At 70.3% G+C, this 12,219-nt stretch carries 8 protein-coding genes and 1 pseudogene; 4 read left to right on the top strand and 5 right to left on the bottom strand.

Annotated features, from left to right (window positions below; all coding sequences use genetic code 11):
• Nucleotides 1–381: 381 nt before the first annotated feature.
• A complete protein-coding gene (locus tag ABZ453_RS37690; RefSeq protein WP_359022377.1) occupies nucleotides 382–1,446 on the top strand; it encodes a LacI family DNA-binding transcriptional regulator in 1,065 nt (354 codons plus the stop codon).
• Between the two features lie 32 nt (nucleotides 1,447–1,478).
• Here the strand turns inward: ABZ453_RS37690 and ABZ453_RS37685 are convergent, their stop codons facing one another.
• A complete protein-coding gene (locus ABZ453_RS37685; protein ID WP_359022375.1) occupies nucleotides 1,479–2,234 on the bottom strand; it encodes a helix-turn-helix domain-containing protein in 756 nt (251 codons plus the stop codon).
• 80 nt (nucleotides 2,235–2,314) lie between these two features.
• Nucleotides 2,315–3,583, bottom strand: coding sequence for an MFS transporter (locus ABZ453_RS37680; protein ID WP_359022373.1), 1,269 nt, complete (start codon nucleotides 3,581–3,583; stop codon nucleotides 2,315–2,317).
• A 322-nt stretch (nucleotides 3,584–3,905) separates the two neighbouring features.
• Between ABZ453_RS37680 and ABZ453_RS37675 the strand changes: the two genes are divergently transcribed.
• Nucleotides 3,906–4,310, top strand: a complete 405-nt coding sequence (locus ABZ453_RS37675; RefSeq protein ID WP_359022371.1) for a hypothetical protein — start codon at nucleotides 3,906–3,908, stop codon at nucleotides 4,308–4,310.
• A gap of 6 nt (nucleotides 4,311–4,316) precedes the next feature.
• Here the strand turns inward: ABZ453_RS37675 and ABZ453_RS37670 are convergent, their stop codons facing one another.
• The 3 genes and pseudogenes from ABZ453_RS37670 to ABZ453_RS37660 form a co-directional block, all read right to left on the bottom strand.
• Complete coding sequence (locus ABZ453_RS37670; RefSeq protein WP_359022369.1) at nucleotides 4,317–5,777, bottom strand: glycoside hydrolase family 76 protein; 1,461 nt, start codon at nucleotides 5,775–5,777, stop codon at nucleotides 4,317–4,319.
• 30 nt (nucleotides 5,778–5,807) lie between these two features.
• Entirely contained in the window at nucleotides 5,808–8,690 is a 2,883-nt protein-coding gene (locus ABZ453_RS37665; protein ID WP_359022367.1) for an alpha-L-rhamnosidase, read from the bottom strand.
• Between the two features lie 327 nt (nucleotides 8,691–9,017).
• Nucleotides 9,018–10,381: pseudogene (locus ABZ453_RS37660) on the bottom strand (aminotransferase class I/II-fold pyridoxal phosphate-dependent enzyme).
• Nucleotides 10,382–10,549: 168 nt separating this feature from the next.
• On the opposite strand from ABZ453_RS37660, the gene ABZ453_RS37655 reads away from it, so the two are divergent.
• Together ABZ453_RS37655 and ABZ453_RS37650 are read left to right on the top strand one after the other, a co-directional pair.
• Nucleotides 10,550–11,035 (top strand): MarR family transcriptional regulator, encoded by a 486-nt coding sequence (locus ABZ453_RS37655; protein ID WP_359022365.1) that lies wholly within the window; start codon nucleotides 10,550–10,552, stop codon nucleotides 11,033–11,035.
• A gap of 682 nt (nucleotides 11,036–11,717) precedes the next feature.
• Nucleotides 11,718–12,170, top strand: a complete 453-nt coding sequence (locus tag ABZ453_RS37650; RefSeq protein WP_359022363.1) for a cold shock domain-containing protein — start codon at nucleotides 11,718–11,720, stop codon at nucleotides 12,168–12,170.
• Nucleotides 12,171–12,219: the final 49 nt, after the last annotated feature.

Here is a 12,219-nt window from a genome sequence, read left to right as displayed (position 1 = left end):
GCAGCGCGGCACCACCCACACCACGCAGCACACTGCGCCGGCTGGGCGAAGGAAGAGAAAGACCCGAGGGAGAGAGGTCCATGTACGGCTCCTGACGCGGCGGTCCACAAAGGGACCAGAATCAAACGCGATCGCACAAACGCGACCGTTTGGATGCCAGGAAGAGTGAGCGTTGCGTGGGGGGACTGTCAAGGCTGTGTGTTCGATCCCTTGCGAGGGAGAGGGTGCCTCCTCCCCGGAGAGTGCCTGGCCCCGAGCGTCTCGGAGGGTGCGGGGCGGAACCGGAGAGGTCGTGGGAACCCTTGACGGATGTTCGTTTGCTGCGTAGACATGACCGCGCGATCAGACCGCGCGGTCTGGGTCGTTGATCCAGGAGGATTCATGGCATCAGGGGCGGACCGTGACGTGGCTTCCCCTGTGCCGCGCAGTGCGGACGTGGCCCGGCTGGCCGGGGTGTCGCGCAAGACCGTCTCGCGCGTTCTCAACGATGAGCCGTACGTCTCCGAGGAGGCTCGGCGTCGCGTCCTGGCCGCGGCGGAGGAGCTCGGTTACCGGCTGAACCACGCGGCCCGGGCCCTCGCGTCCGGGCGCACCCGCTCGCTGGGTGTCGTCGCCCTGGGGACGGCGGGATACGGAACGGCCTCGTTGCTCGTGCACATCGAGCAGGCGGTGCGGGACGCCGGCTACGCGCTCCGCGTGATCAACACGCCCGACGGTGACCCGGAGGGCATCGCCGGCGCCCTGGGCTCGCTTCTCGAGCAGGGTGTGGACGGTGTCATCGTGTCCGAACCCGTGGTGAAGGGGGACGTCCCGCTGCGCGTCGACGTACCGGTCCTCTTCCTGGGGGCGCCGCCCTCGTTCACCGCCACCCGGACGGTGACCGTGAGCGTGGGCGCCCGTCAGCTGGCGAGGGCGGCCACCGAGCACCTGCTCGACCTCGGCCATCAGACCGTCCATCACCTGGCCGGGCCCCGGCAGTGGTACGCCACCAGGGACCGTATCGAGGGCTGGCGTGCGGCGCTCGCCGCTCGGGGCGCGTACGAGCCGCCACTGCTCAACGGCGACTGGTCGGCCGCCTCCGGCTACGCGGCGGGTCACGCGCTGGCCTCGGACACCTCGGTGACCGCGGTCTTCGCGGGCGGCGACGAGATGGCCATCGGGCTGATCCACGCCCTGCGGGAAGCCGGCCGGAGGGTACCGCGGGACATCAGCGTCGTCGGCTTCGACGGCAACCCGGTCTTCGCGTACGTCTCCCCGCCGCTGACCACCGTGCGGCAGCCCTTCGCCGCCGCCGCGCGGGAAGGCGTCCGGCTGCTCGTGCACACCATCGAGGAACCCGACGCCGAACTCCCGCCCGCGAGCGAGCCACCGGTCGAACTCGTCGTCCGCGCCTCGACCGCGCCCCCGCCGACCCACCCGAGTCTGCTGGCGCCCCGCGGCACCTGACGAGCGGCGACCGTCCGCGTCAACAGGGGTGGCTAGTCGTCGTCCGAACCCGGCGCGGCGGCCCCGCCCGAGGCCGGTTCGGGTTGTGCGTAGAGGATGTCGCGCGCCTGTTCTGCGGCGCGCATCATGCTGTCGGCGACGAAGTCGACGAAGCGGGCGATGTTCTCGAGGCGGACGGCGGCGGGCGTGTCGGGACCGAGGAGGCCGACGCCCTGCCGTGCGGTCTTGGCGAGTTCGGCGTTGGATCGGGCGGCGGCGATCATGCCCGTGAAGAAGACGTCGTTGTCGACGAGGTAACGGTCGCGGCGGCGTTCGTCGCGGTCCCGGCGGATGAGGCCCTGGCTGACGAGGAACGCCGTCGCCTTGGAGACGGAGGCGGGGCTGACGTCGAGACGCTGGACGAGTTCGGACGCGGTGAGGCTGCCCGCGTCGGTGGTGTACAGACAGGTCAGCACCCGGGACATCATCTTGGGCAGGCCCTGCTGCATGAGGAGGGTTGTGAAGGTCTCCTCGTACTCGCGTACGGCCTCGCTGTCGCGTCCCTGGGCCCGCTGGGCTGCCTGGGGTCCCCGGGGGACCGTCTGCCTGCGTCGGTGGGCGCGGCGTTCGGTGGCGCGGTGGGCCAGGTCGGCGCGGTAGGCCGTAGGACCGCCGTTGCGCAGCACCTCGCGCGTGATCGTGGAGGTGGGGCGGTCGAGACGTCGGGCGATCTCCGCGTAGGCGAGCCCGTCGGCCAGCCCCGTCGCGATCTGCTGGCGCTCCGGCTGAGTGAGCCTGCCTCCGGGCATCCCGGTCTCCCCTCGATCTCCCGTGCGGCGCCCGAGCATAGCGTTCGCTCTTCTTCAAATGCAACGACCGGGACCGGTCCTCACCGGCGGTCGGCGACCAGGCGGAGGGCCGGTGCCTTGCGGAGCCGAGTGAAGGTGACGACCAGGGCGACGGCCTGGACGACGGCGCAGGCCATGAGGACACGGCCGAGGTGTGCCGGCGGAGTGAGCGCGACGAGAACACCGGCCGCGGGGAAGGGCAGCAGCAGGATCAGCATGGTCAGCGAGAGCGTGGCGCCGAGTGCCGTGGACGGGATGATCACGGAGCGCACCGTACGCAGCACGACCGTGAGGCCGCCGTCTCCGGCCATGAAGATCGCCACCAGGATGGTGTAGGAGGTGTAGGACGGCGCCTGGGGGACGGCCAGACAGGCCGCGGAGGCGAGCGTCGCGGACACGACGCCCACCGCCCACAGATCGAGCCGGCTCAGGACGAGACGACAGCAGGTGATCGCCAGCAGGGTCGCCACCGCGGCGGCGGACCACATGGTGCCGACGCTGGCCGAGGAGCGGTGGAACGTCTCCACGACGATCACCGGGCTGGCGGACTGCAGCAGACCGAGGGCGAGGTTCGAGCAGGTCAGTCCGGCCACGAGCCAGCCCAGGGCGGGCAGCTTCAGCAGAGTGCGCATCCCTTTCCGCAGCCCGCTGACCTGTCCCGAACCGTTCGTGGACGCGGCGCGCAGTGGCGTCGGCGGCGTCTGCAGACCGAGCACGGCCGCGAACAAGGACACCGCGCTCAGGCATCCCAGCATCCATCCGGGTCCGGCCAGCAGCAGGAAGCCCGCGAGCAACGGGCCGATGACCGTGGCCGTCTGGTCGATGCCGACGAGGACCGCCTGGATGCCATGCGGCCGCGCCGCCCCTCGTCGCGTGACGACCGCGCCGACGGCCTCGTTGGCGACGAAACCGAACTGGGAGAGGGTCCCGGTCACGGCCGCCAGCACCAGGATGACCGCGGTCTCCGCGGAGCCCCGCGGCAGCATGATCAGGGCGACCGCCGCGACCGCGACCACCACGGCCCGTCCGAGGGATGCCAGGAAGCACACGATCGCCGCGCCGCGCCGGTCCACCACGTTCCCGGCGAGGACGAACGCGGCGATTCGCGGGGTCCATTCCAGTGCGAAGGCGAGGCCCGTCAGTGACGCCGAACTGGTAATGGTCAGTACCAACAGCGGCATCGCGTACGTGGACATGGAAAAGGCCAGCGCATCACTCGCGCGCGGAGCATAGATTCGCCGAAAGAGGCTGCCGGACGGAATGGCGGCATGCCGACCCGCGGGCCGGTCCTCGTGCACGGTGATGGCCAAGAACAGGGCTTTCGGTGAGGGGTACTGAGGGGACGAAAGACGGCAGTTTCCCGCTCGGAAATGCGCTGTGCGGAAATGAACTGTGCTGCGGCAAATCTCGCAACGGTGACAGGGAAGGGAACTGACCTGCCGACGTTGGCAGTTGACGGCTGAACTATACCGTCCTCATACCGCTCGTATAGATGGGGTGCCGAACCCTTCGGTCGGTCCTGCGCGCGGATATGAGGTCATACCAGACGGATACCGATACTCGCCCTTTCGGAGTCCGGTTCGTTACGTACCGGCAATGGCGGAATCGTGCCTTCCGTGGTGCAGTCGAGCTGTGGCCCGATTCGACGGAATTCGGAAGAAGATCGGCAATCGCCGGAGACACGGCGAGGACGAAACCGCCGCCGCGGCGGAACGGCCCTCCCGGTTGACGGACCTCGTGGTCGCGCTGGTGCTGGGGGTTGCCGATGCCATGGCGTTGGCGGGTTTCGCCATCGTCATCGTCCTGGTCGGAATGGGCAACTCGGACGAGGGCATGGGCGGAGGTGCGCCACGTCATCCTGGCATCTCCTACTCGGGGCTCGCCCTGGCCTGGGTGCTTCCCGCCCTTCTGGCGCTGTCGACGTTCATCCACGCGAGTCTGCGGATGCCGGTCACCGCGGTGGTCCAAGGACTGTCCTTCATCGTCGGAACCCTGCTCGCACTGGCCGCGACGAACATGCTGCTGTCCATCGCCTGACCCCTGTCAGGACGCCGCGTTCATCAGGTCGAGGGCGCTTTGCTGGCGGGCGGCGTCCGTCGAGTCGAGCGGGCCGGCCCAGTGGAGTCCGTAGGCGTCGAGGGCGTTGCGGTCGCTCGCATGAGCCGCATCGGCCTGGCGGGTGATGTAGGAGGTGTAAGGGCGGTCGGAGAGCTGGGCGTTGAAGGCGTTCAGGCCGCGGATGAAGGCGCCCTTGAAGGAGGGGCCGTCGCCGCCGCAGCCGTTCGTCTCGCACGGTTCGCGCAGGATTCCGCCGGAGTTGAGCGTCGAGGACGTCGTCGAGGCGTCACCGATCTGCCGTCCGGCCGTCAGAAGACTCGAGTCGTCCGTGGCCCGGAACAGTTCGGCCAGTCCACCCAGGAGCACGCCCTGGTTGTACGACCAGGCCGTGGACCCGTTGTTGCCGCAAGTGGACAGGTCGATACCGTCGTTGACGAGGTGCGAGCCGTTGATCATGCCGGTGCTCCTGAACCAGGACCACTCCGCGTTCGCCCGGCCCAGATAGACCGTGTCGCCGCCGATGCGGTTGTGCAGGGCCGCGTTCAGCTGAAGATAGAGGGAGTTGGCGATGGCGTTCTTGTACGTCCGCGCCGTGCTCCACCACACCCCGCCCCCGCACGTGGAGTCCCAGTAGCGGGCCATGTGGTCGGCGTCGGCGCGGGCGGTGTTCAGATAGCGGCTGTCGCCGGTCAGGTCGTAGGCGTCGACCCAGGCGAGCCCCCACCAGCCCGTGTCGTCGATGTAGTCGTTGCGGAACTGGCCGCCCTGGGCGTTCAGTTGACGGTCGTAGGTGGTGGCTATCGCGTACGTGTAGCTGGGCATCCCCGAGGCGCGGATGTTGTCGATGATCGCGGTCAGGGCGTTGGCGGAGTTCCACCAGCCGGTGGTGTCGAACAGGCCCGTGGAGTTGTCGTACGACTGCATCAGGGCGGTCGCCGCCGCCGTGGACCGGCTCCAGGCGTTCCAGGTGGTACGGGCCCACGGCGTGCAGGCGATCTCGGCCCGGTCGCCGGCCTTGCCGCAGGCCCGCAGCGCGCCCACGCCATGGTTGTTCCAGTCGTCGACGTTGTACATCAGCGTGCGCCAGCCCCGTTGTCCGGAGGGGATGGTGGTGTCGCCGAGTTTGCTGCCCGAACTCCAGGTGCGGCCGCCGTCGAAGGAGCGGTCGAGCCAGACCTCGTCGCCCGGGCTGCCGTTGTCGATCGAGGCCCAGCCCATCGCGTCGGTGTCGTCGAAGTGCAGCGTGATGGCGCGGGAGTAGACGGTGGCGGTGACGGGCTGCCGGTCCTGTGGGGACAGGGCCGGGTCGCGGGTGTCGCAGTACGTGTTGCAGATCGCCGCCGTGTCGGCGGCGCTCGCGACACCGGTGCCGACCGGGGTCAGCAGGACCAGCGTGGCGATCAGACAGGTTCCGATGCTGCGGATGTGCCGTGTCGTCGGGTTCATGTGGGCTCCAGGGACGTGGGGGGTGGGAGCTCAGGGCGTGAGAGAGCACGTCTTGCGGACGCCGGGCAGCGGATCGGTGCCGAAGGCCGTCGTCGCGCAACTCACGCCGCCCGCAAAGGACTTGTAGATGAAACTGCCGCGTGCGCCGTAGGCGACGGTCTGCTGTCCGCCGAAGGTGCAACTGCCGCCCTCGTCGGCGCAGGCGGTCGCGTAGCCGGCCGGACCGCCGGTGGCGGTGTAGCAGGTCTTGGCCTCGCCGGGGATCGGGTCGCCGAACCTGGTGTTGGTACAGGGGGTGTCGCCGGTGGCGGTGACGGTGGTGAACGCGCCGAAGGCGCCGTAGGCGACCGGCTGCCCCGCGACGGCCGGGCAGGTGCCGCCCTCGGTGACACAGGCGGTATAGCCGGGCGGGCCACCGGCGGGCGGCAGATAGCAGGACTTGACGACGCCGTCGACGGGATCGCCGAAGTGGGCGTTGGAGCAGTCGACGGAGCCGTGCGCGACCTGGTGCGCGAAGTTGCCGTTCCCGCCGTACACGACGTCGCGGTTGTAGCCGGGGACGGAGCAGGTGCCGCCCTCGCTCGCGCAGACGGTGTACCCGGACGGGCCGCCCGCGGCGGCGACGTAGCAGGACTTGACGAGATTCACCGCCGGGTCACCGCCGAAGGAGGCATTGCCGCATGCGGTGCCGTCGGTCACCGTCTTGTACGTGTACGTCCCCGCCCCGTACGCCACCGCCCGGGTGCCGCTGAAGGAGCAGGTGCCGCCCTCGCCGGCGCACCGGGTGAAGCCCGCGCGCAGGGCGCTCGTGCCCGGGGTGGTGGGCGCGGGCGGATCGCCGAGCCCGGTCGCGGTCACGCTGTAGCTGCCGGGGGAGACGCCGGTGAGGTACACGTAGGTCTCGTCCTGGCTCGCGCCGGTGATGCCGGGGACGGGGGTGAAGGCGCCGCCCCGCCACACGACGGCGCCGTTCACCGACACCGAGACGTCGCCGCCGAACTTCGGGACGCCGATCCGGCCGGTGGTCCCGGTCGGACTGGTCAGCCGCGCCGCGTAGGTGCCGGCGGCACGATCGCGCGACCACGAGGCGTCGACGGTGCCCTGGGGCATGGTGATGCGACCCTCGGCACTGCTCAGGTCGCCGGGGTGCGGGACGAAGCGGTAGGCGCCGGTCGCCGACTCGGGCGCGGTGCCGAGCACGTCGAAGGTGAGCGTGGAGGTGGGCGCCGTGGACCAGCCGTGGGCGAGGCTCATGTACGAACCGCCGTACGCGAGGCCGCCGTCGGCCTTCACGCCCTCCCAGAAGGTGCTCCGGGTGCCGATGTCGCTGTCCAGCATGTGGCCCCAGGTGCGGCGGATCTGGGCCAGGGCACCGTAGTCGTCACCGGCGGTGAAGCGGGCGTTGAGCTCCATCCCGCCGGCGAAGGGCGACACGTTGCTGCCCCACTCGGGTGTCGTCGGGCCGTAGGCGCCCCAGCGGGTCCCGAGCCGCGTGACGATGCTGCGCGCCTTGGCCGCGGAGTCGGTCAACCCGTACCAGACGGCGAGCGAGTTGCCGTCCTGCGGATACAGGGCGCTGCCGGGGTTGTCCTTGTACATGCCCTGCGCGGCGTCCCACAGCAGGGAGTTCGCCGCCGACTTGAGCGTGGCCGCCCTGCTGGTCCAGTCGGCGGCGAGCGCGCTGTCGCCCTCGATCGTGGCCAGGCCGGCGCCGGAGGTGAGCGCCGCGTAGAGCAGCGCGTTGGCGGCGATGTTCTCGCCGCCCTGGCCGACCCGGGCCCAGTCCTGGGTGCGGGTTACGCCGAGCAGCCCGTCGGCGCCGATCTTGCCGGTGATGAAGGTCATCCCGCGCTTGTAGTTCGCCCACTCGGAGTCCAGCCATGCCCGGTCAGCCGAGTAGGTGTAGTAGGTGGCCGTGCCCAGCAGCGTCCAGGTGTGGTAGGTGTCCGAGCCGGTGAGGCTGATCGGCGGCCCCGACCAGGGGATCTCGCCCTGCGCGGACTGCGCGTCGTACATCGTGGTGAGCGCGTTGCGGGTGGAGGTGAGGTCGCCCGAGTAGGCGTACTGCGTGGGCACGGAGATGCCCAGGTCGCCGGGCCACACGGCACGGTCCCGCTTGGCCCCGTCGACCAGGACGGAGCCACCCGCGCCGACCGTCGCGCCGTTGTCCCACCCCGAGGCGGGCGGGGGCCAGGCACGGCCCTGGTCGGAGGCGATCGTGTCCAACTGCACGGTGTACGCGCCCGCGTACCAGACGCGGTTCAGCAGATCGTCGCTGGAGTGGAAGTAGTTGGCGTAGTCGGCCGGGTCGGTCCTGCCCGGGTCGGCGGTGAAGGCGAGGGTGACGTCCTTGAGGTCCACCCACCCGGAGCTGTCGAGGAAGATCGTCATGTACCGGAATCCGCCGCGCAGTTGGGCGGTCGGCATGGTGTAGGTGCCGTTCGCGGGTGCCGCGCCGAGGAGGGCGCCGTCGTCGCCGCTGCCCCCGTTGCTGCGGTCGCTGGTCGTGCCGACGTAGAGCGACGACTCGCTGAAGGCAAGGCCGATGCGCTGGCCGCCGTCGCTGGTGGCGCCGAAGGACAACGTTGCCAGGCCGCCGACCTCCTTGCCGAAATCGAGGGTGATGGCCGACTGCGAGCCGGAGATCCGCGTCGGCTGCCCGCTCAGGACGTTCTGCGGGTTCACCACCGTGCCGGACGTGCGATGGACGGCGACCGGCTTGACCGTGCGTGAGGTCGGCGCGTAGTTGAGGGGGTCGACTTCCGCCGCGGATACGGCCGTTGTGGTCACCGGCCCTGCCTCGGCGGCGGACGGCGCAGGAGCCACGGCGAGTACGGCGGCCACCGCCGAGGCCAGGCCGAGCAGGCGTCTGAGGCGGTAGGGCCGGTTCAGTGGGGGGCGGTGGCGGCGCATCGAGACCTCCCGGAACGAGGCGGGGAACACATGGGTTGCATCGATTCAAAGAGGTCGATCGCGACGACCCGGGCCCGAATGGATCGTGGGATGGTGAGGCGCCTCGCCGAAGTGGCACCGATGATGGGTGCCCCGCAATCGGTGTGTCAACCCGTTGGGGAGTTGTGGAACTCTCGTGTCAGGGAAGCGACTTGATGCATTGACAGGTCCCTGTTGGGGCGGTCCACTGCTGCGGGCTGACGGAGCGTCAGCCCTGTCGGCCTTGGGTGACGAAGAGCCCGCCCTCACGCTCGCGGTTCCCCGTCGACGGCCACCGCCCGCCTTCGGTCAGTGGAGTCGGGCGAGTTGCTCGACCCGGCGGTGGAGGTCCTCCACGTGGTGTTCGGACTCGGGCTTCATCAGGACGCTGCGCAGGACGCGCGCGTCGTCCGTGTCCGCGGTGGTCTTTGGATGGCGTGCCGTGAACGCCTCCCGGTCGGCTCGGAGGGTGCTGAGGAACACCGGGTCGGCGCCGGTCATGCGGTCCGCGAGGACGGACGCGGACGCCGCGTCGACCGCGCTGAGGGAGGCCGGTTCCAGCAGGGGGAAGTAGCCGACGATGTCCAACTCGGGCCGCTGGTACAGCTCCAGCACCTCGGAGGCGGTGATCAGGTCCGCCCAGCGCAGGGCGGCCCGTCGGCCGGCCGCCAGCACCCGGCCGAGACCATCCGGCGTCGGCGGCAGCAGCCGGAAGGTGAGCCACAGCGCGGCGGCCGACGCGCCCGCCCGGGAGCACTCCAGGCTGATCTCGCCGAGGTGGAGGTCAGGGGAGGTGAAGTAGGTGTACGGCGAGTCGTGGAGGTAGAAGCGGCCCACCTCGGGGTCGCGGAAGAGGACGGCGCCGCAGCCGTAGGGCTGGAGCCCGTGCTTGTGCGGGTCGATGACGACGGAGTCGCACTGGGCGAGGGCCCGCCAGGGTTCGGGGGGCAGCCCTTCGGGGCCGTCGGCCCCGGCCGGCAGGGTGAAGAAGCCGCCGTAGGCGGCGTCGACATGGAGGCGGACGCCGTGACGTTCGCGCAGGGCGAGGGCGGTGTGGATCGGGTCGACGGCGCCTAGGCCGGTGGTGCCGGCGGTGAGCACGACCGTTCCGATCTCACCGGTGCGCAGGACGTCCTCCAGCGCGTCGAGGCTGATACGGCCGCGGTCGTCGGTGGGGATCGGGTAGCCCTTCATGCCGAGCACGTGGCACATGCGGCCGTGGGTGTAGTGCGCGTCGGCGCTGTAGGCGACGCCCCGGCCGGGGTGGAGTTCCCGGGCGACGAACAGGGCTTCCAGGTTGGCGATGGTGCCGCTGGTGGTGAGGTGGCCGAGGTGGGTGTCGTAGCCGAACATCCCGGCGAGCTGCGCGACGGCCTCGCGTTCCATCGCGGCGGTGGCGGGACCGCCGTCCAGGGCGTGGTTGTTGGGGTTGATCAGCATCGCGGTCAGATAACCGACCACGGCCGCGGGATGCGGCGGCTTGAGCATCTGCCCGGCGTAACGCGGGTGGAAGAACCGGTAGTTGTCCGTGAGGCGTCCGGTGAGCTCCTCGAAGGCGGCGGCGAAGCGGACGCGTCGACATGGAGTGCCGGGTGCGGCCGGTAGGGGCCGTAGCCGTCGGCCCACTCGTGTGTCGCTTCGGTGGCTCGGCCCAGCCAGTGCTGCAGATCCATGGGTTCTCCCTTGCGTGACCCTCTCCTCCGGAGCGTGCTCAGCATATGATTTAGTTGATTATTCAGCAATTGACTGATCAGTAATTGAGGCATTGGTAGGTGAGGTGGCAGTAAAGTCGCCAGGACCGGAGCCGGCGCGGAGTGGACGACGTGAGAGGACGACGACTGGTGAATGCCGCCACTCGGCGGGGCGGCGAGGCCGCCGCCCGCGCCGCGAACAGCCGACGCGTTCAGGAGTTCGGACTGCTGATCAAGGCCGCCACGCGGCTGGAGCAGCGGATCGACACCGTTTTGCGGCGCGAGTGCGGGATCGGCCACACGATGTTCGAGGTCCTGATCCGGCTCTGCCGGCAGCGGGACGAGCGAGTCTCGCAGCGCGAACTCGCCGACGACCTCACCCTGACCAGCAGTGGCATCACCCGGCTGATCGACCGCATGGAGGAAGCCGGTCTCGTACGCCGCGTGCCGGCACCCGGCGACCGCAGAAGCGTCCTGGTCCAGCCGACCGAACACGGCCATGCCGTGTTCCTCCGGGCAGCGGCCGCTCACGCCGAGGTCGTCGAGCGGTACTTCGTCACACCGGTGGCCGGTGAGGACTACAGGCGGCTCACCAACGCACTGGAAGTGATCAACAAGGCGCTGCGCGAGGGCTGACGGAGCGGCGGCGCGCAGCCCAGCGTCAGGCTCGAAAGAGCCGAGGGAAGCGCCCGTCGCGGGCCAGAGCGCGGTGCCGCCGTCCGCCGGAGGCTCGGTGATCATCGGGTCGTCGGTCGGTGACGGCCGCCGATGGCACGGCAGGTGCCCTTCGAGTGGGCCTCGTACGATGACCGGCGCCCAGGTTGGCCGGTGCACGGAAGCCGGCGTTGCCGAGGAACGCGGGTTCGCCAGATCCGACGCGCCGGTGTGGGCGCGGTGGGCGTCCGGGAGCGGACCGGGCTCGGCGATCCCGGCCCGGCCCGGTTCGGCGTGCAGCGCGCCCACGTCGGACGGTCCGAGGGCGTCGCATCTGCGGACGTTGAGGGAGACGATGAGCACGGCCGGACGGGACCTCTCGGAGCTGGACATGGTCGGCGGCACCCAGGCCGCTTTCCCCGGCCATCGGGCGCGTGCGGACCTCGGCGCGGCCCAGCCGCCGTCCCCGAGCAGATGGAACAGGGGGTCACCACGTTCTGCGTCAAGCTGAACCGGTTCATCTGGCGAGGACCGCCGTCCGACCCGCCGCGGCGCATCCGGGAAACGGGCAGGGCTCGTGGGTGAGGGGCGTGCCTGTGTAAGTTCTCGCACCGGGTAGGTGACCCGGGCCGTCCCGGGTCCGTTGTGAGCGTGGAGGTGCGGTGTGGTGACACGGGGTCGGGTCGTGCGGTTCGACGAGGTGCGTGGATACGGCTTCATCCGCCCCAGGGACGGGGGCGAGGACGTCTTCATGCACGCCAACGACCTGATCGACGAGAAGTACCTGTACCAGGCGGGCAGCGAGGTCGAGTTCTCCCTGGAGCAGGGCGAGAAGGGGCCGAAGGCCTCGGACATCCGCCTCGTCCGCCACGCCGGCCATGACCACCATGACCACCGGACCAACCGTGCGGCCCCGTCGTTCTCGGAGGTGGCGCTGCGGCACGGGGACGTCCAGGACATCGACGGCGAGGTCGAGTTGCTGTCGGTGGAGGACTTCCGCATCGATCTCACCGAGGCCCTCCTGGAACACGCAGGCAGTCTGACGGTCGCCCAGCTCAAGGAGGTCCGGGCCTGTGTCGTCGACCTGGTCCGCAAACGCGGCTGGATCGTGGACTGACCCGAGGCCGGGGACTGCCCGAAGCCGGGTACGCCAACTGGGACCTTGG

This window comes from Streptomyces sp. NPDC005799 (genome assembly GCF_040630525.1).
GTDB classification, from domain to species: domain Bacteria; phylum Actinomycetota; class Actinomycetes; order Streptomycetales; family Streptomycetaceae; genus Streptomyces; species Streptomyces griseorubiginosus_B.
The sequence above is the reverse complement of the archived record's forward strand: the minus strand, read 5'-3'. Positions and strand labels throughout refer to the sequence as shown.